Origin of the sequence: Collinsella sp. An271 (assembly GCF_002159695.1) — a bacterium.
Lineage (GTDB): Bacteria > Actinomycetota > Coriobacteriia > Coriobacteriales > Coriobacteriaceae > Collinsella > Collinsella ihumii.
Genome location: NZ_NFJE01000004.1, coordinates 1 through 18962, shown reverse-complemented (window position 1 = coordinate 18962; position 18962 = coordinate 1). Strand labels below are relative to the sequence as shown.

General features: G+C 69.1%; 22 protein-coding genes. 16 read left to right on the top strand and 6 right to left on the bottom strand.

All coding sequences use genetic code 11. The features are described from left to right. From B5F74_RS04575 to cbiB, 5 genes are read left to right on the top strand one after another with little or no spacing between them, the layout of a single operon-like run. Positions 1-561, top strand: a complete 561-nt coding sequence (locus tag B5F74_RS04575) for a bifunctional adenosylcobinamide kinase/adenosylcobinamide-phosphate guanylyltransferase (RefSeq protein ID WP_087200430.1) — start codon at positions 1-3, stop codon at positions 559-561. Next, the gene (locus B5F74_RS04570) at positions 558-1328 is read left to right on the top strand and encodes an adenosylcobinamide-GDP ribazoletransferase (protein ID WP_158095694.1); all 771 of its coding nucleotides are present in this window, start codon (positions 558-560) and stop codon (positions 1326-1328) included. Before B5F74_RS04575 ends, B5F74_RS04570 begins: the two co-directional genes overlap by 4 nt. Continuing rightward, positions 1325-1693 (top strand): bifunctional adenosylcobinamide kinase/adenosylcobinamide-phosphate guanylyltransferase, encoded by a 369-nt coding sequence (locus B5F74_RS04565; protein WP_087200426.1) that lies wholly within the window; start codon positions 1325-1327, stop codon positions 1691-1693. Before B5F74_RS04570 ends, B5F74_RS04565 begins: the two co-directional genes overlap by 4 nt. After that, positions 1690-2283, top strand: a complete 594-nt coding sequence (locus B5F74_RS04560; protein WP_087200425.1) for a histidine phosphatase family protein — start codon at positions 1690-1692, stop codon at positions 2281-2283. Before B5F74_RS04565 ends, B5F74_RS04560 begins: the two co-directional genes overlap by 4 nt. Further along, the gene (gene cbiB, locus B5F74_RS04555; protein WP_239283354.1) at positions 2280-3236 is read left to right on the top strand and encodes an adenosylcobinamide-phosphate synthase CbiB; all 957 of its coding nucleotides are present in this window, start codon (positions 2280-2282) and stop codon (positions 3234-3236) included. Before B5F74_RS04560 ends, cbiB begins: the two co-directional genes overlap by 4 nt. Before the next feature lie 19 nt (positions 3237-3255). Here cbiB and B5F74_RS04550 read toward each other — a convergent pair whose 3' ends face one another. Then, positions 3256-4212 (bottom strand): tRNA-dihydrouridine synthase family protein, encoded by a 957-nt coding sequence (locus tag B5F74_RS04550; RefSeq protein ID WP_087200423.1) that lies wholly within the window; start codon positions 4210-4212, stop codon positions 3256-3258. 170 nt (positions 4213-4382) lie between these two features. Further along, complete coding sequence (locus tag B5F74_RS04545) at positions 4383-4862, bottom strand: HD domain-containing protein (RefSeq protein ID WP_087200422.1); 480 nt, start codon at positions 4860-4862, stop codon at positions 4383-4385. A 241-nt stretch (positions 4863-5103) separates the two neighbouring features. On the opposite strand from B5F74_RS04545, the gene cobD reads away from it, so the two are divergent. The 4 genes from cobD to cobK all read left to right on the top strand — a co-directional run bounded on the left by cobD (position 5104) and on the right by cobK (position 9150). Next, on the top strand, positions 5104-6222 hold the full coding sequence (gene cobD, locus B5F74_RS04540) for a threonine-phosphate decarboxylase CobD (protein WP_087200420.1): 1119 nt from the start codon (positions 5104-5106) through the stop codon (positions 6220-6222). After that, a complete protein-coding gene (locus tag B5F74_RS04535) occupies positions 6207-7709 on the top strand; it encodes a cobyric acid synthase (RefSeq protein ID WP_087200418.1) in 1503 nt (500 codons plus the stop codon). Before cobD ends, B5F74_RS04535 begins: the two co-directional genes overlap by 16 nt. Positions 7710-7771: 62 nt before the next feature. Next, positions 7772-8410 carry a precorrin-8X methylmutase gene (locus tag B5F74_RS04530; protein ID WP_087200416.1) on the top strand — a complete coding sequence of 213 codons (639 nt, stop codon included), beginning with the start codon at positions 7772-7774 and terminating at the stop codon, positions 8408-8410. Further along, entirely contained in the window at positions 8407-9150 is a 744-nt protein-coding gene (gene cobK, locus B5F74_RS04525; protein WP_087200415.1) for a precorrin-6A reductase, read from the top strand. The genes B5F74_RS04530 and cobK overlap by 4 nt, the downstream gene beginning before the upstream one ends. Before the next feature lie 20 nt (positions 9151-9170). Here cobK and B5F74_RS04520 read toward each other — a convergent pair whose 3' ends face one another. The 3 genes from B5F74_RS04520 to B5F74_RS04510 all read right to left on the bottom strand — a co-directional run bounded on the left by B5F74_RS04520 (position 9171) and on the right by B5F74_RS04510 (position 12553). Continuing rightward, entirely contained in the window at positions 9171-9758 is a 588-nt protein-coding gene (locus tag B5F74_RS04520; protein WP_087200413.1) for a histidine phosphatase family protein, read from the bottom strand. 2 nt (positions 9759-9760) lie between these two features. After that, a complete protein-coding gene (locus B5F74_RS04515) occupies positions 9761-10318 on the bottom strand; it encodes a GNAT family N-acetyltransferase (RefSeq protein ID WP_087200412.1) in 558 nt (185 codons plus the stop codon). Positions 10319-10489: 171 nt separating this feature from the next. Next, a complete protein-coding gene (locus tag B5F74_RS04510) occupies positions 10490-12553 on the bottom strand; it encodes a class I tRNA ligase family protein (protein ID WP_087200410.1) in 2064 nt (687 codons plus the stop codon). 315 nt (positions 12554-12868) lie between these two features. Between B5F74_RS04510 and B5F74_RS04505 the strand changes: the two genes are divergently transcribed. The 5 genes from B5F74_RS04505 (at position 12869) to B5F74_RS04485 (ending at position 16190) form a co-directional block, all read left to right on the top strand. Further along, complete coding sequence (locus B5F74_RS04505) at positions 12869-13453, top strand: DUF3267 domain-containing protein (RefSeq protein ID WP_158095693.1); 585 nt, start codon at positions 12869-12871, stop codon at positions 13451-13453. Beyond that, entirely contained in the window at positions 13450-14034 is a 585-nt protein-coding gene (locus B5F74_RS04500; protein ID WP_087200406.1) for an epoxyqueuosine reductase QueH, read from the top strand. Before B5F74_RS04505 ends, B5F74_RS04500 begins: the two co-directional genes overlap by 4 nt. Positions 14035-14057: 23 nt before the next feature. Next, entirely contained in the window at positions 14058-14801 is a 744-nt protein-coding gene (locus B5F74_RS04495; RefSeq protein WP_087200739.1) for an AAA family ATPase, read from the top strand. 134 nt (positions 14802-14935) lie between these two features. Continuing rightward, the gene (locus B5F74_RS04490) at positions 14936-15412 is read left to right on the top strand and encodes a hypothetical protein (RefSeq protein ID WP_087200404.1); all 477 of its coding nucleotides are present in this window, start codon (positions 14936-14938) and stop codon (positions 15410-15412) included. A 355-nt stretch (positions 15413-15767) separates the two neighbouring features. Next, positions 15768-16190 (top strand): hypothetical protein, encoded by a 423-nt coding sequence (locus tag B5F74_RS04485; RefSeq protein WP_087200403.1) that lies wholly within the window; start codon positions 15768-15770, stop codon positions 16188-16190. A 33-nt stretch (positions 16191-16223) separates the two neighbouring features. On the opposite strand, the gene B5F74_RS04480 is transcribed toward B5F74_RS04485, so the two are convergent. Next, positions 16224-16574: a DUF2200 domain-containing protein gene (locus B5F74_RS04480; protein ID WP_087200401.1), complete on the bottom strand. Its 351-nt coding sequence runs from the start codon at positions 16572-16574 to the stop codon at positions 16224-16226. Positions 16575-16762: 188 nt separating this feature from the next. Here B5F74_RS04480 and B5F74_RS04475 point away from each other — a divergent pair, with 188 nt between their 5' ends. Then, a complete protein-coding gene (locus B5F74_RS04475; protein ID WP_158095692.1) occupies positions 16763-17464 on the top strand; it encodes a TetR/AcrR family transcriptional regulator in 702 nt (233 codons plus the stop codon). Between the two features lie 94 nt (positions 17465-17558). Continuing rightward, positions 17559-18809 carry an MFS transporter gene (locus tag B5F74_RS04470; RefSeq protein ID WP_158095691.1) on the top strand — a complete coding sequence of 417 codons (1251 nt, stop codon included), beginning with the start codon at positions 17559-17561 and terminating at the stop codon, positions 18807-18809. Positions 18810-18962 lie beyond the last annotated feature (153 nt).

Below are 18962 nucleotides of genomic sequence, written 5' to 3'. Positions count from 1 at the left end.
GTGCGGGCGCTTGTCTTCGGCGGCACCGCGTGCGGCAAGAGCGCCTTCGCGGAGGGGCTGTGCTGCGCGCGCGGCGGGCGGGTGCTCTACGTGGCGACGATGGAGCGTGCGGGCGCGGATGCCGAGGCGCGCATCGAGCGCCACCGGCGCCTGCGCGCCGGCAAGGGGTTCTCGGTGCTCGAATGTCCCCGCGGGCTCGCGCACGCAAAGATCGGGCCGGTCGATGTCGCGCTCGTGGAGGACGTGGGCAACCTCGTGGCCAACGAGCTCTTCTCCGGCAGGGAGGATGCGGGCGGCTGCCTCGATGCGGAAGGAGCGGCGCGGCGCGTGGTCGCCGGCATCGACCATCTCGCCGACCGCGCGGACGACGTGGTCGCCGTCTCGATCGACACAGGGCGCGACGGCGTGCGGTATGACGAGGGGACGGAGGCCTACCTCGATGCGCTCGCGCGCGTGAACGCCGAGCTGGCGGCCGCGAGCGCGTGCGCGGTCGAGGTGGTCTGCGGGCTGCCCGTGTGGCTGCGGGGGAGCATGGACGTATGGAAGGACGGTGCACGATGAGGGCCGTGCCGTCGCTCGCCGCGGCGTTCGCGACGTTTTCGCGCGTCCCGGTTCCGCAGCGCCTGCTCGACCGCGCCGATTGGACGGGCGGGGCGCTGGCGGCGCTGCCCGCCGTGGGCGCGGTGCAGGGCCTCGTCTCGGGCGCGTGGCTGGTGGCGGCCCATGCGCTCGGCGTTCCCGCCCCGGTCGTCGCCGCGGTCCTCGTCGCCTTGCCGTTCGCCGTGAACGGCGGCATCCATATGGACGGGTTTTCCGATGTGGCCGACGCCCGCTCGAGTCACGCCGCGCGCGAAAGAAAGCTCGAGATCATGAAGGACCCGCATATCGGTGCGTTCGGCGTGATGGCGATCGTGCTCTACCTGTTCATGCAGTTCTCGCTGTTCGCGTGCTGGGGGCCGCGCGCGGGCGCGGCGCTCGCCCTCGTGCCCATGTGCGCGCTGTCGCGCGCGCTGGGCGCCCTGTCCGTGGTCACGCTGCCCCATGCGCGGCCCGAGGGCATGGCGGCGGCGCTTGCCGGAGACGACTCCCGTGAGCGCGCGACGCGTCGGGCGCTCATCGTGCAGGCCGTGCTGGCCGCCGTTCTGCTCGTCGTCCTCGCGGGCGCTCGGGGGGCGTGCGCGGCGGCGCTCGCGCTCGCGCTGTTCGCCGCTCATCGTCGCCGTTGCCTGGCCGAGTTCGGAGGCATCACGGGCGACCTTGCCGGCTGGTACATCCAGGTTTCCGAACTCGTCATGGAGGCTGCGATCGTGTTGGGAGGACTCTATTGATCCTGCTTGTCGGAGGTTTCGGCGCGGGCAAGCGCGCCTTTGCGGAACGGTGCCTGGGCGTCGGGCCCGCGTGCATCGCGGACGCGCGCGACCTCGAGGGGCCGTGCGCGGGCGTCCGCGTCGCCGTGCGCGCTCAGGAGCTCGTGCGCGACCGCGCGCCCGAGGAGGCGCTGCGCCTGCTGTTCGACTCCCGGCTCGATGCCGTCGCGATAGACGAGGTGGGATGCGGCGTCGTCCCCGTTGACGATGCCGAGCGCGCCTGGCGCGAGCGCGCCGGACGGCTCGCCTGCCTGCTCGCCGGGCGCGCCGATACGGTCGTGCGCCTGGTCTGCGGGCTGCCCCAGGTCATCAAGGGGGAGCTATGATCGTCGAGCTCGTTCGCCACGGCGCCACGCGGGGCACGGCGGCTCGCCGGTACGAGGGCGCGGGAAGCGACACCCCGCTGTCGGAAGAGGGGGCGCGGCGGCTTGAGGGGATGGACGCCGACCCGTCCGTGACGGTCGTCTACACGAGCGGCATGGTCCGCTGCTCCCAGACCGCCTCCATCCTGTTCCCGGCGGCCCGGCAGGTGGTCGTGAGCGGTCTGCGCGAGATGGCGTTCGGCGCGTTCGAGGGCAAGTCGTTTGCCGACCTTGCCGACGACGCGTCCTATCGCGCCTGGGTCGAGGGAGGCTGCACGGCGCCCTGCCCGGGCGGGGAGGACCAGGCGGGGTTCGTGCGCCGCACGGTCGAGGCGTTTCGCGCGCTTGCCGACGAGCGCATGCGCGCGGGCGACGCGCGCTGCGTCGTCGTCGCGCATGCGGGCACGGTGCGCGCGGTGGCAAGCGAGCTTGCCCGCCCCGCCGTCGCCTACTTCGACGCGAACACCCCTCCCGCCGGGCGCTGGACGTTTTCTTGGGACGGTGCGCACCTCGCGGTGCTGGGAAGGCCTGAGCGGGGAGGCGGTGCCCTATGATGACGCTTGCCGCCGTGTTGCTCGGCTTCGCGCTCGATGCAGCGCTCGGCGATCCGAGCTGGCTGCCGCACCCCGTGGTCGGCATGGGGCGCATCATCTCCTGGGCGGAACCGCGCCTGCGCAGCGTCTTTCCCGATACGCCCTCCGGCCGCCGCGCGGCGGGCCGCGTGCTCGCCTTCGGCCTGCCGCTGGGTTCGGGCCTGGTCACCTGGTGCGCGCTCGCGCTCGCCGGCATGCTGCACCCGGCGCTGCGCTTCGCGCTCGAGACGTGGCTGTGCTATCAGCTGCTCGCTACCTGCGAGCTCAGGCGACAGAGCATGGCGGTGGCCTCGGCGCTCACCGAGCGCGGTCTGGAGGCGGGGCGCCAGGCGGTGTCGCGCATCGTGGGGCGCGACACGGGTGCGCTCGATGAGGCGGGGGTGGTGCGCGCCGCGGTCGAGACGGTCGCCGAGAACGCGAGCGACGGCGTCGTGGCGCCGCTTCTGTACATGATGGTCGGCGGGGCGCCGCTCGCCATGGCGTACAAGGCCGTGAACACGCTCGACAGCATGGTCGGCTACAAGAACGAGCGCTATCTCCATTTCGGGCGCGCCTCCGCGCGCCTCGACGACGTCGTGAACTTCGTTCCCGCGCGCTTCGCCGCCCTGTGCCTCATCGTCTCCGCCCCCCTGGTCGGCCTGTCAGGTGAAGGCGCCTGGCGCATCTGGCGGCGCGACCGCGCGCGCCATGCGAGCCCCAACGCCGCCCAGACCGAAGCCGTCATGGCCGGCGCCCTGGGCGTGTGGCTCATGGGACCGGCTTCCTACGCCGGCCGCATGGTGGATAAGCCCACGATCGGCGACGCGGTGCGTCCCATCCAGGTGGAAGACATCCGCCGTGCGAACCGCCTCATGGTCGCCGGCGTGCTCGTGGCGCTCGCCGTCGCATCCTGCATCCGCTTGGCCGTGGCGTGACGGCGAGACGGGGCGGCCGTCACGCCGCCTGGAAGCGCGCTGTGGCCGCGAGGCGCTCGGTGCGAAAGACCCGCTCCGTCGCCGCACGGTACTCGTCGGCCTTGCGGACCTTCCTGACGGCGCGGTGCACCGATTGCGGGTCCGCGAAGGCGAACCGGGCGTAGGACCACCACTCCTTCATGCGGAAGACCGCGTTGCCGCCCATCTCGGCCTCGTAGGCGCCGTACAGCCTGTCATGGAAGCGCTCGAGCTCGGTTGCCGTGGCGGCCGGCCCGCCCTTCAGCATGCGGGCGAGCGCCGGGTTGGCGAGGATGCCGCGGCCCAGCATCACGTGGCGCATTTCCGGATACGCCGCAAGGAGCGCGTCCATGTCGTCGACGCCGAAGACGTCCCCGTTGTACGCGACCGGGCACGAGACGGCCCTCAGGGTCGCGCCGTAGGCCTCTTGGCGCGGTGTGCCCTGGTAGCGGTCCTTCTGGACGCGGGGGTGCACGATGAGCTCCGCGAGCTCGTGGCGCCGATACACCTCCAGGATGCGCTCGTACTCCGCGTCATCCGAGACGCCGATCCTCGTCTTGACCGAAACCGGGAGGGGGGAGCGGGCGCAGATCTCGTCCAAAAACGCGTCGAGCCTCTCGAGGTCGCGCAGGAACCCTGCGCCCTTGCCCTTGGAGACGACCGTCCCCGAGGGGCATCCCAGGTTCAGGTTGACCTCCGTAAACCCCATGTCGGCGAGAAGGCCTGCCGCCCATACGAATTCGTCGGCGTCTTTCGTGAGCAGCTGCGGCACCACGACCAGGCCCCAGTTGACCTCGGGGTCGAGCTCCGCGCGGACGCGCCCTCCGAACGAGCTCCCGACCCGCGGGGGTGCGATGAACGGCGTGTAGTACCGGTCGAGGGCCCCGAAGCACTCGGCGTGGATCGCTCGGAACGTGTGACCGGTCAGCCCTTCCATGGGCGCCAAAGACAGAATCATGAACCCTCGCTCACGACATCGGTTGGGTAGGGGCTTGGCGTCGGGCGCGCTGCCTCGCGCGCCTCGCCGGTTGGGCGCGGCTGACGTCAAGCGGCTCTCCATCATACAGGACCGAAGGGGCTTTCGCCTCATCCAAGGGAGAGCGAGGGTGTGGGTGACGAGGCGGGGCGTCAATCCGGGTTGCCGGCAGGGTCGGCCCCGGCCCCGCCGGCAACCTCGTCGAGGATGGCGAGCGCGTCCCGGTACCTCTTGCACCTGCGGGAGCATTCCTCTGTCGGCGGCGGGGTGCTGCCCGCATAGCGCGAGGTGTCGAGGTTGTGCGCGAGGTCGGCCCGCTTGACCGCGCGTGCCAGCGGGTTCACGGATATGGCGCGGACGTAGTCGAGATAGGGCACGCCCGCCTCGTGCGTGAGCAGGCGCAGGGCGTCGATGACCTCGGGCGGAAACGCACGGGCAAGCTCGTCGAGGGTGGTATCGGTGTCCTCGACCACGTCGTGCAGCAGCGCGACGCAGACCGCGTGCTCGTCGGGCATCTGCTCCGCGAGGTGGAACGGGTGGAAGACGTAGGGCGTCCCGCACTTGTCGGTCTGCCCGTCGTGCGCCGCGTAGGCGATGCGCATCGCGCGGTTGGTGAGCGGTGTGTATATCATGGCGGCCTCCTTGCGCTGGGACCATTGTCGCACGTTTTGGCCGGGCCCGGCGCATGCCGCGGGCGATCCCGCGAACGCTGCGGCCGTTTCCTGATAGGCTAGGGAGATGCTGAACAGCCCATATCGCGTTGCCGTCGCCGGGCCGAGCCGGGCCCGGGGGCGCGGCGCGCCGGGAGGCCCGTCCGGAGCCTCTTCGGACGACACTCGTTCCCGGCGGGGACTCAAGTTGAAAGGAGGGGCGATGGGGGCGATCGATACGGCTGCCCGGCGGCCCTACGGACATGGCGGCGACATCTGGGGGAGCCGCGAGCGCTGGGGCGCGGACATCGTCGACTTCTCCGCCAACACGAACCCGCTCGGCATGCCCGCCGCCGCACGCGAGGCGGCATCGCGCGCCCTCGAGACCGCGGACCGCTATCCCGACCCGCACTGCCGGGAGCTCACGGCCGCCATCGCCGGGCACGAGGGGGTCGACGCGTCGTCCATCCTGTGCGGCAATGGCGCGGCCGATCTCATCTGGCGCCTGATGGCGGCGCTGCGGCCCAAGACGGTGCTCGTCTGCGCCCCGACGTTTTCGGAATACGCCCAGGCGGCTCGGGCCGCAGGAGCCGCCGTGCGCGAGCTCGCGCTTTCCGAGCAAAACGGCTTCGCCGTCGACATGAGCCTGATCGACGCGATCGACGAGAGCGTCGACGTCGTGTTCCTCTGCAGCCCCAACAACCCGACGGGTCGGACGATCGCCCCCGACGTCCTCGAGGCGATCGAGCGGAAGTGCCGCGAGGCGGGCGCCCTGCTCGCGCTCGACGAGTGCTTCCTCGGGTTCGTGGCCGACGGCGCCTCCCGCTCGCGCGTGCGCGCCGCGGCCGCCGGCACGGGCCTCATCGTGTTCAGGGCCTTCACCAAGCTCTACGGCATGGCGGGGCTCCGTTTGGGCTACGTCGTGTCGGGGGACGTCGAGCTCACGGCGCGTATGTACGCGGCGGGCCCTCCATGGGCCGTCTCGTCGATCGCGCAGGCCGCGGGCCGTGCGGCCTTGGGCGACGCGGCGTTCGTCGACCGCACGAGAGGGCTCGTGGCGGGCGAGCGCCCGCGCATCGCGGGCGCCTTCGAGGACATCGGCTTCGCGGTCGTTCCCAGCGAGGCGAACTATCTGCTCTTGAAGTGCCCGGTCGCCGATATGGCCGAGCGCATGGCGGCGCGCGGCGTCATCGTCCGCCCGTGCGCCACGTTCGGAGGGCTCTCTTCCGCCTACATCCGCGTGGCCGTGCGCACGCCCGAGGAGAACGACCGCCTGATCGACGCCGCGCGCGCGGCGCTTGCGGGCGAGGAGGGGATGGAGGCGCCATGGCAAAGCCGCTGATGGTCCAGGGTACCATGTCGAATGCGGGCAAAAGCCTGCTGGTGGCGGGCCTCGCCCGCGTGCTTGTCCAGGACGGCGTGCGCGTCGCCCCGTTCAAGAGCCAGAACATGGCGCTCAACAGCTTCGTTACCAGGGACGGGTGCGAGATGGGTCGCGCCCAGGCCATGCAGGCCGAGGCGGCGGGCATCGAGCCCGATGTGGCCATGAACCCGATCCTGCTCAAGCCCGAGGGCGCGCGCGGCAGCCAGGTCATCGTGTCCGGGCGCGCCATCGGGACCATGCCGGCGCGCGAGTATTTCTCGTATCGGCGCTCGCTCATCCCGACCATCCGCGAGGCGTACGATCGGCTCGCGGCGGACTTCGACGTGGTGCTCGTGGAGGGCGCGGGCTCTCCTGCCGAGATCAACCTGCAGCGCGACGACATCGTCAACATGGGGCTCGCGCGCCTGATCGACGCGCCGGTGCTGCTTGCGGGAGATATCGACCCCGGAGGGGTGTTCGCCCAGCTCTACGGCACCGTCGCGCTGCTCGATGAGGCGGATCGGGCGCGCGTGCGCGGCCTTGTGGTCAACAAGTTCCGCGGCGACGCCTCCATCCTCAAGCCGGGCCTGAAGCCGCTCGAAGAGCTCTGCGGCGTCCCGGTGCTGGGCGTGGTTCCCTATCTCGATATCGATCTGGACGACGAGGACAGCCTTTCGAGCCGTCTTGGCGCCCGCGGGCACGACCGCGCGATCGACGTGGCGGTCGTGCGCCTGCCCCACCTGTCGAATTTCACCGACTTCGACCCCCTGATGCGCCATCCGGCCGTCGGGCTGCGGTATGTGGAGCGCGCGGAGGACCTGGGCCGACCGGACCTGCTCGTGCTCCCGGGCACCAAGAGCACGCTTGCCGACCTGGCATGGCTGCGCGCGACGGGCATCGCGGCGTGCGCGCTGGCGCTTGCCGACCAGGGCACGCCGGTGCTGGGCATCTGCGGCGGATACCAGATGCTGGGAGAGGGGATCGACGATCCCCTGTCGGTCGAGGGCGGGGGATCGGCGCCGGGGCTCGGCCTGCTCCCGATCCGCACGACGTTCGCGGAGCGCAAGCATCTGACCCAGACCGAGCTCTCCCTGCATCCCGGCATGGGCGTCTTCTCGTGCTGGGACGGCCTGGTCGCCCACGGGTACGAGATCCATGCGGGCGACACGCGGGTCGATGCCGCTCCGGCGGGATCGGTGCGGGAGGCGGATGGAGCCGTCCGCATGCACGGGGCGGTGCGCGGCAACGTGCTGGGAACCTACCTTCACGGGCTACTCGACGACGGTTGCATGGTCGACGCCCTGGTCGGTGCGCTGCTGCACCGGCGCGGGCTCCCCGCCTCGACGGTGCCGTCGGCTGCAGACGCGCGCTTCCATAAGGACCGCCAGTACGATCTGCTCGCCGATGCCGTGCGCGCCGCCCTGGACATGGACGCCGTGTACCGCATCATCGAGCAGGGCGCGTAGGCGCAGGGGAGCAGGACGCTCGGCCGCAAGGCGTTGATATGAGACAAGGAGGAGTTGGTCCCATGGATCACCTGTACACCGCTCCGCATGAGATCGAGCGCCGGAGCTTTGAGATCATCACCCGGGAGCTGGGCGAGCGCGCGCTCGACCCGCTTGAGGAGCCCGTCATCAAGCGCGTCATCCATACGACCGCCGATTTCTCGTTCGCCGACACGCTGACGTTTGCGCACGATGCGGTCGCGCGCGGGCTCGAGGCGCTGCGCGCGGGCGCCACGATCGTGACGGACACCAACATGGCGCTCTCGGGCATCAGCAAGCCGGCGCTTGCGAAGCTGGGGTGCACCGCGACGTGCTTCATGGCGGACCCTGAGGTCGCCGAGGCGGCACGCGCGGCGGGAACCACGCGGGCGCATGCGAGCATGGACCGCGCATGCGCTATCGACGGCCCGCTCATCATCGCTGTGGGCAACGCGCCGACCGCGCTGCTGCGCCTGTGCGAGCTGATGGACGCCGGCCGCATCGATCCCGCGTTGGTCATCGGCGTGCCCGTGGGGTTCGTGAACGTGGTCGAGGCGAAAGAGGAGCTGCTCGCGCGCACGGCGCCGGCGATCGTGGCGCGCGGCCGAAAGGGCGGCTCGACGGTGGCGACCGCGATCGTGAACGCGCTGCTGTACGAGATCACGCGCGCGGGGCATCGATGAGCGGGGAGGTCGCCGTCTTTGCCGGCACCACCGAGGGTCGCGAGCTCTGTGAGCGCCTGTCCGCCTGCGGGCGGGATGCCCGCGCGTTCACGGCGACCGATTACGGCGAGGCGCTCGTCTCCGATCTGCCCGGCATCGAGGTCCATGCCGGCCGGTTGGACGAGGAGGGCATGGCGGTCGCCTTGAGGGGCTGTAAGACGGTTGTCGACGCCACGCACCCGTTCGCCGTCGAGGCGAGCCGCACCATCGCGGCCGCGTGCGCGCACACCGGCTCACGCTACGTACGCCTCGCCCGCGGACGGCTGGACGAGGAGGGCGAGGCGGTGCGTGTGGCCTCCGTGGCGGATGCGGCGGCGTATCTTCGCGCGCGCGAAGGGTGCGCGCTCGTCACGACGGGCAGCAAGGAGGCGCACGCGTTCGCCTCCCCCGAGCTGCTCGAGCGCGTCTATCTGCGCGTGCTGCCCGATGCCTCCGCGATCGCCCGCATGCGCGGTCTGGGGTTTCCCGCTGCGCGCATCATCGCCATGCAGGGGCCGTTCTCGCGCGAGCTCAACGCCGCGATGCTCAAACAGATCGATGCCCGCTGGCTGGTGACCAAGTCGTCCGGAGCCGCGGGCGGCGAGGGGGAGAAGCTCGCCGCGGCGCGCGACGCCGGGGCGCGCGTGGTCCTGGTCGAGCGCCCGGTCGAGCGCGCCGGCGCGTGCTCCTTCGACGAGGTGTGCTCGCTGCTCGGCGTGTAGGGGCGCCATCGGCTTTGCGGTCAGGAGCGCGCCCCGAGGTAGGTGAAGACGTTCCGCTCGCCATCGAATTCGAAGACGAGGATGGAGCCGTTGTCGAGCGACGGGGGAGGGCAGGCGCGGTCGTGCTCGCTTGCCGCCCAGAAGAGCCCCATGACGGTGCCGTGCGAGACGGCGAGCACATCGAGGCCGGGATGCGCCTCCATGATGCGCGCAAGGCCGGCGACGATGCGCGCGGAGGAATCGGCCTGGGTGTCTCCGCCGTGCGTGCGGTACGCCTCGCCCGGCTTCCAGGGATCCTGCGGGAGGTCGTCCAGAGCGCGGCCCTCGAGCGCGCCGTAGCGCTGCTCGGCAAGGCAGGGTTCGACCGATGAGGGGCACGAGGCGAGCGCGGGGTGCGCATCGCATGCGATCTCGAGCGTGCGGCGCGCCCGCCCGAGCGGGGAGCTGCAGACGGCTCCCACGTTCGCGGCGTGGTCGCGCAGCCATGATGCGGCGGCGCGCGCCTGGGAGACGCCGCGCTCGGTCAGCTGCGAGTCGAGTCCGCCCTGCAGGATGCCGCGGGCGTTGTGCTCCGTTTGGCCGTGGCGCATGAGGTACAGACGGGCCACGGCTAGACCAGCTTCTCGTAGGCGATGCGACCGAGGTCGGTCTCGCTGCCGCCCTTCTGCGTGAGCTCGATGGGCGCGATCTCGGTGAATCCCTGCTTGATCAGAAAGCCGCGCATGGCGCGGTTGCCCGGATGGGTGTCGATGCGGATGCTTCGGGCGCCGCGCTCCCGCGCGATGGCCTCGGCGGCGTCGAACATGAAGCCCATGACGCCGCTCCCGAGCGCCTCTGCGGCCGTGGCGCTGCGGTGGATGGCGAGATAGGGGGCGTCTTCTTCGCCCTCGAACGGATTGGGCGTCAACCAGGGGACCTGCGCGCGGCAGTACTCGGGATCGATGCCGCCCAGCAGCGCCAGGGTGCCCACGAGCGCGCCGGAGGGGTCTTGGGCCACATAGCAGGAGCCCGTCGCGATATCGGCGCGAACGCTCTCGATGTTGGGGTAGCCGCGCTGCCACTGCTCGATGCCGAACTGCGCGATTGTGCGCTTGCCGTCCTCGAGGATCTCGGCCACGCGGGCGGCTTCCTCTTCACGCGCCGGGCGCATCTGAAGATCAAGTCCCATGTGGTATGTCCTTTCATGCCGGGGCGCGGCGGGCGCCGTCGGCGATGCGGTCGATTGCAAGGTTCAGAGTATGCCTTGTCCCATCCTAGATGAGAAGGCGCAACAAGGCGACGCCACATAAAAACGGGGAGGACCGAAAGCCCTCCCCGTGCGCGTCGATGCGATGCGAGCCTACTGCTGGCTCGGATGCTTCTCGAAGAAATCGAAGCGCGGCGGCAGCGGGACCACCTTGTGCGTGCCGGGCTGCTCGCCCAGGCTCGCCACGAGCTCGTCGCAGGTGTCGAAGATGCGATCCCACGAGAAGAACGTGTCGGGGTCGATGGCGAAGTGCTCGCAGATGAGCTCGCAGCCGACCGGCACGATGCCGTGCATGAGAACCGTGGCGACGCGCAGCTCGTGGAAGGCGTTCACGAGCGCACGCTCCATCGCGGCGTCGTCCTCGGCGTTCTTGGCGGCCTTGCTCGCGTCGCTCCAGCGCTTGTTCGCGGTGCGCAGGTAGCTGTCGCATACGCCGAGTGCGTGATGGAACTCAAAGGTGTGCATGGCCTGCTCAAAGGCGAGCGCTGCCTGCTCGGATGCCTCGATGACCTCGGCGTCGGGCGTGCCTGCGGGGATACAGCCGCAGCGGTGGCTCGCCTCGTCGCCCTCCTTCTCGGCCACGCCGTAGAAGCAGGAGCGCGCCAGGCGGTTGAACACACCGGTGAGCAGCGCGCCCTCCTTCAGGACCGGGTCGATGACGCGCTTGTCGTCGCGTGCGAGCAGCGGCGTGCCGTCGGCGTTCTTGCCGGTCTCGCGCGTGTCGTAGGCCTTGGGGCTGAACGAGACGGGTTTCTCGCCCAGACCGAGCGACAGGAAGTGCGCGCGCAGCTGCTCGGCGGTGTAGTGCTCCAGCAGCTCAGCGGCGGGCGGGGGCGGGGTCTGGGAGCTGGAGCTCGCCTTCTTGCCCATGTAGAGCACGTGGTAGTTGGCCACGAGCGTGCTCTGCTGCATGTGGCAGCCGAGGGCTTCCCACAGCGCGGTCTGCGCGATGCCGTAGAAGTAGATGTTGTCCTGGCCGATGAACTGGTAGGCGTGCGCGTCCTCGCTGCACCACCAGTCGTGCCAGTCGAGGCTCGCGTAGCGGTCCGCGCGGCCTGCGCGCTCGGCCTCGGCCAGCACGGTGCGGGTGAAGCTGATGGGCGCCCAGAGGCTCTCGGGCCATACCCAGCAGGTGAGGCCGGAGCAGCCGCACTCGTCGGGCACGGGCACGCCCCATTCGATGTTGCCGGTGATGCGGAAGGGGACGAGCGCCTTGCCGGAGCGGAAGCGCACCCCTCCTGCGGCGAGCACCTCGTGCGCGGCGTCGCGCTCCTCCCAGCTGGGGAACGTGACGGTAAACGAGCTCTTGTTGCCCTCGGGCTCGGTCACGGTGTGGGCGGGCAGTCGGTCCTCGATGGCGTCGAACGCCTCGCGGAACTTGTTCTGGATGTAGATCTGGGCGGGCAGCAGCCACTCCTCCATGGTCTTGGACACCACGGGGCGCACCGTCTCGTCGGCCTCGAGCCTTCTGGTGTAGTCCTTCAGGAAATCGAGGTAGGCGGGCAGGTCGAAATAGATGTTGTCGACCGGGCGCAGCTCGGGGGTCTCGCCGGTGAGGGCGGACTTGGGCGCGATGAGCTCCTCGGGCTCGTACTGATGGCCCAGATCGCACTCGTCGGCGTAGGCCTTCTCGGACTTGCAGCCCTGGATGGGGCAGCGGCCGACGACCTGGCGGCCGTTCAGGAACTGGCCGGCGCGGACGTCGTAGAACTGCTTGGTCGCGCGCTTGTGGAGCACGCCGCGCTCGTTGAGGCGCTCGATGATCTCTGCGGTCGTCTGGTTGTGGATGGGAGCCGCGGGCGGAAGGGCGGATCCGCCGAACAGGTCGAGCTCGATCTCGAAGCCGTCGATCGCGGACTGCTGCAGGTTGTGGTTGGCCTGCACGTAGTCGGTGAGCGTACAATCGGTGCCGCAGGTCTCGCGCAGCTTGCGATGGCCCTCCATGATGGGGGAGCCGTAGCAGTCGGTGCCCGAGACGAAGATCACGTTCTGCTTGCCCAGACGGTCGCGCAGGAAGCGCGCGAAGAAATCGGCCGGGACGAACACGCCGCCGACGTGTCCAAAGTGCAGGTTCTTGTTTCCATACGGCATGCCTGCGGTGACGATGGTGCGGTGCGGCCATGAAGGGCGGCAATCTTTGCTGAGCTTGTGTGCCATGCGGGCTCCTCAGTGCGTGTTGATTCGACGTGCATACGGTGACCCATTATCGCACAAGGCCAAGGGCGTGCAGGTTGCGGCGGCAATCCGTAAAAAACGACAGAGAGCGGCCCGCCGCCCCGCTGCCCGCCCGTGGCCCGTCGCGGCTTGGGCCCGCGTTCGCGCTCGGGGGACGTCAGGGCGGGCGAGCGCATGAGAGCGCCGCGCCCCCGGTTTCCCGCGCGGGGGACGGCGCCCTGCACTCCGTGGTATCCTCAGGGCATGAAAAGGATTGCCTGCATACACACCTTTGAAGACAAGGCGTTTTTGGCGCGCATGATGCGCATGACGGCGGCGACGCTGGTCGTCGGCGCGATCGCGGGCGTCGCATGGTTCGTCTCGGGCGCGCCGGACATGCTGGGCCTGCCGGGCAGCGAGCTCGCCTCCGTTCTCAAGGGAGAGGACCCGCGCTTCCCGGCCCTGCCCCCGACGTTCTGGTGGTTTGCCGCCGGAGCCGTCGGATGCTTCGCCTCGCTTGCCGTCCACGAGCTCGTCCACGCCATCTTCTTCAAGGCGTTCGCCCCCGCCGGCACCAAGATCACGTTCGGGGCGAACTGGAAGGCGGGCATGCTCTATGCCTGCGCCGAGGATGTCGTCTACACGCGCGGGCAGTACCTGGCTATTGCGCTCGCGCCGACGTTTGCGGTGACGCTGCTGCTCTTGGCGCTCGGCGTCGTGAGCGGTTGGCCGGTGCTGGCCTACATCGTGGCCGTGCTGCATCTGTCCGGATGCACGGGCGACTGGGGCTACGTCGCCGCGATGCTCGCCGACGCGCGCATCACGCACTGCATCGACCGCGACTGGGGCGTTGAGTTTCTCGGCGACGGAGAGCCCGATCAGGCGCGTGGGGAGGACCTATGACACGGCTTTTGCTGCACGCCTGCTGCGCCCCGTGTTCGCTCGAGCCGGTTCGCTTGCTGGTAGAGGAAGGTTTCGAGCCCACGATCTGCTGGACGAATCCGAATATCCAGCCGGCAGACGAACACGATCGCCGCTTGGAGGAGCTGCGTCGTTGGACCGCCGCGAACGACATCCCGCTCATCGAGGCGCGCGAGGACTATGACGCGTGGGAACGCGGGGTGGCGCCCATCGGGGCACGCGATCGCGAGCGCCGATGCCGCGCCTGCTACGGCCTGCGGCTTGCCGAAGCGGTGCGCGTAGCCTGCGACGAGGGTTTCGACCATATCGCAACAACGCTCGCGGTGTCGCCTTACCAGCTGTTTGAGACCTGCAACGACGTCTTGACGCGTCTGGCGGGCGCGCACGGCCTCACGGCGGTCGTCCGCGATTTCCGCCCCTGGTACCCGGAGGCCACGCGTCGATCGCGCGAGCTCGGGATGTACCGGCAAAACTACTGCGGCTGCCGCTTCTCGGCGGCCGAGGCGGCGCTCGACCGCATTCGGCTGCGCGATGAGCGCAAAGCCGCGAAGCTCCATGCATGATGCCCGCGTGCTGGGGAGAGACGATGGGAAGCGCGCCGTTCATCAAGTCCGTTGCCGTCCGCTGGGAGCTTGTGCCGGGCGATGCGTACCTGCGAGGAATCCCCGCTCTCACCCGTCTGGGTTTCGAGCCGCTGGAGCTCTCCGGGAGCGTGACGTTTTTCGTCGGCGAGAACGGGTCGGGCAAGTCGACGCTGCTTGAGGCCATGGCGGTCGCCTACGGCCTCAACCCGGAGGGCGGCACGGCCAACTTCGCGTTCTCCACGCGGGATTCGCACTCATCGCTGCACGAGGGCATCGAGATGGGCCGCGGCCTGCTGCGCCCCTGGAGTACGTTCTTCCTGCGGGCGGAGAGCTTCTACAACGTGGCGACCGCCGCCGAATCGTATGCGGGGATGACCTACACGAATCCGGCGACCGGCGCACATGAGCTGCTGCACCAGATGTCGCATGGCGAGGCGTTTCTCGGCTTCATCCAGGATCGCGCAAAGGAAAACGGTCTGTACTTCCTCGACGAGCCGGAAGCTGCGTTGTCGCCCTCCCGTCAGCTCACGCTGCTCTACGAGATGCATCGGCTGGCATGCCACGGCAGTCAGTTCATCGTGGCGACCCACTCGCCGATTCTGCTCGGTCTGCCTGGCGCGCAGATCGTGTCGTTTGATGGAGAGCGTCTGCACGAGATCGCCTATGAGGAGACCGATAGCTATCAGGTGACCGAGATGTTCATCAACGGCCGCGAGCGCCTGCTGCACGAGCTGCTCAGCGTTTGATGGTGTTTTTGGGACCTGCCGCGAGGGCCGTGCTAGCATGTGTGGCGCAACGCGCTGCGGGAAGGCATAAGTCCAGTTGCCCTCCCGCGGCGCGTTTGTGCGGAGATGAGGGCTGGGCGCAATGGAGGCGAACCATGCCCAAAACAAAAGCCCAACGCATCGTGTTCTCCCTGCTTATGGCATTCGCGATGGTCTACGGGATGGAGCTGTACAACCAGGCGCTCATGGCCGGCGGGCTCAAGACGGAGCTGTTTTTCGCGCCGTTTGCCGACATCGTGCCGCTCATGGTCGCGGTGATCGTGCTCGAGACGCTTGTCGGCGGGCGCATCGCGCACCGTCTCACGTTCAGGCTTCTCGACCCCACGAAGGTGCCGGCACTGCTCGTCACCGTGTTCATGGGGGCGTTCACCTGCTGGAGCATGTGCCCGATGATGAGCCTGGTGGCGACGCTCGCGTTCAAGCAGCCGCCTGCGGGCGAGCTCGTGGCGACGTGGATTCAGACCGTGGCGATGAACTTTCCCATGGCGCTCCTGTGGCAGCTGTTCGTGGCGGGGCCCGCGGTGCGCGCCGTCATGCGCCTGCTGCGTCGGATCCCGGTGCTCTCCGACTAGGCGGGCGTCGGTCGGCTTTTTCATGGGTTGCTTGGGGACGGGTTCGTTTCAACCCATCCGGCGGCCCCCGCGGTCCCTGCGAGCCGGAACGGAAGCTTCCCGCCGCTCGTCGCCGCCCCACGCTATTTCATGAACGCGAAGGGGCCCCGTATCCGCGGGGTCTAACAGAGGTTCATGAATAAGCGGGGACGTCAAAAGGCGATTCCTGCGCAAACGCCGAAAAGACCCCCGTTCGTTCATGAATGACTCGGAGCTTCCTTAGGAGTTCATAAAGCGCGATCGCGCAAGCCGGGCGCGGGGTATACGGCACGACGAGGACCGATGAGTTCGTTGTCGAATTGAGGATTGATACTCCATGAAGAAAGCCAAGCGCGGCGTTCAGCCGCCTGCAGATCGCAAGAAGCCCGCAGCGTCCGAGGTGTCCCGCGGTGCAAAGGCCAAGGGTGCCGCGCAGATGGTTGCGGGCACGGTCCTTGCGGTTGCGGGCGTGCCCATGTGCATCCTGCCCGGCCCCGGCGTGGCGGCCATTGCGGGCGGGGCGGCGCTCATCAGCCGTGGACAGCGCACGTATTCTGGGCGCCAGGCGACCAAGATCGAAGAGCGTCTGGACCAAGCAGCGCATAAGGCGGGCGTTGCGGCAAAGCAGCAGGCGGCGAAGATCGCCCGCAAGGCGGGGAGGGCAGCGGTGCACGGTCTTGGTACGGCCCGGACGGGCGGCAGGTTCGTCGTCCGCACCGTGAGTCGCGCCTCGGCGAAGGCGGATCCGAATCCGCTATAGAGCGCGAGAGAACCTCCCGGGCTGCAGCCTTTCTTACGCGCGCAGGATCTTCTCCATGGCGCGCCCGCGGGCCAGCTCGTCCACAAGCTTATCGAGATAGCGGGCGTTCTGTTCGATCGGATCCTCGATGGCCGTCACGTCGACGCCGCAGATCTTGCCGGTGATGAGCGTGCGATGCGGGTTGAGCGCGGGCGCCTCGTTGAAAAAATCCGCGTAGGTCAGGTCGCGCTCAAGCTGGCGCGCAAGCCCTTCTGGGTCGTAGCCGGTGAGCCAGCAGGTGACGGCATCGACTTCTTCGCGCGTGCGTCCCTTGCGTTCTGCCTTCTGCACCAGCAGCGGATAGATCTTGGTAAACGACATCTGGGCGATGGGCGTGCGTGCCATGGGCGCTCCAATCCATATGAGACGCGGGCTGTGGCCCCATTATGACGCGTCCGGCACGACTCGGGCGCATCGCGGCCGCTTTCGGTAGCGTCCCGCGCCGTCCGCGGCGGATGCGGACCGTCTCGTCCTTGCTATAGATACATACCGTTGGTATGATACCCATGAAGACCGGAGCGGGGGAGGGCGGCATGGCGCGCAACAAGTATCCCGAGGAGACCGTCAAGCGGATTCTCGACGTGGCCGAGGAGCTGTTCATGACCAAGGGCTACGAGCAGACGACCATGGCCGATATCGTGAACCACCTCGGCGGGCTCACCAAGGGCGCGGTCTACCATCATTTTAAGAGCAAAGAGGATATCTTCGAGGCGGTGTTCGAGCGGGCGAATCGCCCGGTCGTCGAGCGGGCCGAGGCCATCATCTCCAATCAGTCGCTTTCGGGTATCGAGAAGATCCGCGCACTCGACGAGTCGTCGGCGGAGGGGCCGTCGGCCGACATGCTGCGAGCCATGCGGCCCTCCTCGGATCCCGTGCAAAACTCCCGTCTTCTGGCGCGGGAGTTCGCCGACGCCCTCGAGGTCGCGCACCGCTATATCGAGCCGGTGATACGCGAGGGTGTGGCGGACGGCACGGTGAGCTCCGAGTTCCCGCGCGAGACCGCCGAGGTCATGCTGCTGCTTGCCAACCTGTGGATGGTGCCGCTGTTCCATCCGCTCGCCGATGAGAGCGAGTTCGAGCGCCGCGTGAGCGTGCTCGTGCGCGTGATGCACGCGCTCGGCGTGGACCTGGTGGATTGGAAGTTTTTCGACCCGGCGCGCATGTGGGACGACTCGTGGGGAGCGTTGGCGCGCGATTTCATCGCCGACGATGGGGGAGAAGACGATCGGTCCTGACGCTGCCGGCAGGTGATGACGGGGGAAGCCGCTTCGAGCGGCTTTCTTTCGAATCAATATACATACCAACCGAATGTATGAAAGAGAGGACGACATGAACGGTACCAACAAAGGCGGCGCCGCACCTGGACGGGGAGGAGGACTCGCGTCCCCGCGCTTCGCAGCGGTCATGGCATCCCAGGCGCTCTCGCTTCTCGGCATGGAGATCCTGCAGTTCGTGCTGCCCCTGCACCTGCTGAACCTCACGGGGTCCGGCGCGCTGTACGGAGGCGTGGTCGCGGCGGGGTTCGTGCCCTACACGCTGCTCGCGCCCATCGGGGGCGTCATCGCGGACCGCACGCGAAAGCGCGGCGTCATGATCGCGGTGGACGCGGTCCTGGCGATGGCGATGGCGGCCTACCTGCTTGCGGCGGGGACGTCGGCGGTCATCGCCGCCACCGTGGCCGTGCTCATGCTGGCGTTCGCCGCCCAGGCGCTCTACCAGCCGTGCGTGCAGTCTGCGATTCCGCATCTGGTGGAGTCGCACGAGGTGGAGCGCGCCGTGGCGCTCGTGAACCAGGTGGGCATGCTCACGGGGATCGGCGGCCCCGTCGCCGGAGGGATCGCGTTTGGGTTTCTCGGTCTGGCGCCCATCGTCTTCATATCCGCCGCCTGCTTCGCCGCATCGGCCCTCGTGGTGGCGGCCCTCGTGCACGTCCCCTACGAGCCGCCCGCGCGCACGGCGGGCGCCGTCGCCACGGCGCGTGCGGACCTGAAGGAGGCGCTCGCCTTCCTCCGCTCGCGCCCGCTCATGTGGCGCACCATCATGGCGGCGACGCTCGTGAACCTGTTCGGCTCATCGTTTTTCAACGTGTGCTCGCCCTATATCGTGACCGAGACGCTCGGTCTGCCCAACCAGCTCATGGGCGTGCTGCAGGGAGCCCTTGCCGTGGGCGGTCTTGCGGGAGGGGCGATCGTGGCGGCGGCGCCGGGCACGCTCGGCATCCGCCGCGTCCCCGCGCTGCTTCTCGGGGTCGTGGCGGGTATTGCCGCCATCGCCTTCGCGCTCATGGTGCCGCTGCCGGCCCTCGGTACCTATACGGCGCTCGTCGTCCTGTACCTCCCCACGATGGCCGTGTGCATGTGCATGAGCATCGTCGCGACGAGCTATCTGCAGGTCGAGAGCCCCGGCACGCTGGTGGGCAAGGTCATGGCGCTCGCGATCATGCTGGCGAACTGCGCCACGCCGGTGGGCCAGCTCGCCTACGGCGTCGCGCTCGACATCGTGCCCGCTTGGGCGATCGCGCTCGTGGCGGCATCCATGACGGCCGCCGTGGCCTGGTGGCTCGCCTGCGCCGAGCGGTAGGGAGTCGTCCGTTTCGGCATCTCGCGCCTGAGATCCCGTGCTAGAGCTGCGGGCCCTGGCACGGGATCGGCCGATATCGCGAGCGCAGGATGTCTTGCGCGGCAGGCGTCGATACGCGTGGAGGGGCGGCATGCCTGCGCGCTTCCGTCGGGG

Bases quoted from the DNA above. Each gene is read 5' to 3' on its own strand.
- B5F74_RS04570 (WP_158095694.1), top strand. From the start codon at position 558: ATGAGGGCCGTGCCGTCGCTCGCCGCGGCGTTCGCGACGTTTTCGCGC.
- B5F74_RS04560 (WP_087200425.1), top strand. From the start codon at position 1,690: ATGATCGTCGAGCTCGTTCGCCACGGCGCCACGCGGGGCACGGCGGCT.
- cbiB (WP_239283354.1), top strand. From the start codon at position 2,280: ATGATGACGCTTGCCGCCGTGTTGCTCGGCTTCGCGCTCGATGCAGCG.
- B5F74_RS04550 (WP_087200423.1), bottom strand. From the start codon at position 4,212: ATGATTCTGTCTTTGGCGCCCATGGAAGGGCTGACCGGTCACACGTTC.
- B5F74_RS04545 (WP_087200422.1), bottom strand. From the start codon at position 4,862: ATGATATACACACCGCTCACCAACCGCGCGATGCGCATCGCCTACGCG.
- cobD (WP_087200420.1), top strand. From the start codon at position 5,104: ATGGGGGCGATCGATACGGCTGCCCGGCGGCCCTACGGACATGGCGGC.
- B5F74_RS04535 (WP_087200418.1), top strand. From the start codon at position 6,207: ATGGCAAAGCCGCTGATGGTCCAGGGTACCATGTCGAATGCGGGCAAA.
- B5F74_RS04530 (WP_087200416.1), top strand. From the start codon at position 7,772: ATGGATCACCTGTACACCGCTCCGCATGAGATCGAGCGCCGGAGCTTT.
- cobK (WP_087200415.1), top strand. From the start codon at position 8,407: ATGAGCGGGGAGGTCGCCGTCTTTGCCGGCACCACCGAGGGTCGCGAG.
- B5F74_RS04515 (WP_087200412.1), bottom strand. From the start codon at position 10,318: ATGGGACTTGATCTTCAGATGCGCCCGGCGCGTGAAGAGGAAGCCGCC.
- B5F74_RS04510 (WP_087200410.1), bottom strand. From the start codon at position 12,553: ATGGCACACAAGCTCAGCAAAGATTGCCGCCCTTCATGGCCGCACCGC.
- B5F74_RS04505 (WP_158095693.1), top strand. From the start codon at position 12,869: ATGATGCGCATGACGGCGGCGACGCTGGTCGTCGGCGCGATCGCGGGC.
- B5F74_RS04500 (WP_087200406.1), top strand. From the start codon at position 13,450: ATGACACGGCTTTTGCTGCACGCCTGCTGCGCCCCGTGTTCGCTCGAG.
- B5F74_RS04495 (WP_087200739.1), top strand. From the start codon at position 14,058: ATGGGAAGCGCGCCGTTCATCAAGTCCGTTGCCGTCCGCTGGGAGCTT.
- B5F74_RS04490 (WP_087200404.1), top strand. From the start codon at position 14,936: ATGCCCAAAACAAAAGCCCAACGCATCGTGTTCTCCCTGCTTATGGCA.
- B5F74_RS04485 (WP_087200403.1), top strand. From the start codon at position 15,768: ATGAAGAAAGCCAAGCGCGGCGTTCAGCCGCCTGCAGATCGCAAGAAG.
- B5F74_RS04480 (WP_087200401.1), bottom strand. From the start codon at position 16,574: ATGGCACGCACGCCCATCGCCCAGATGTCGTTTACCAAGATCTATCCG.
- B5F74_RS04475 (WP_158095692.1), top strand. From the start codon at position 16,763: ATGGCGCGCAACAAGTATCCCGAGGAGACCGTCAAGCGGATTCTCGAC.
- B5F74_RS04470 (WP_158095691.1), top strand. From the start codon at position 17,559: ATGAACGGTACCAACAAAGGCGGCGCCGCACCTGGACGGGGAGGAGGA.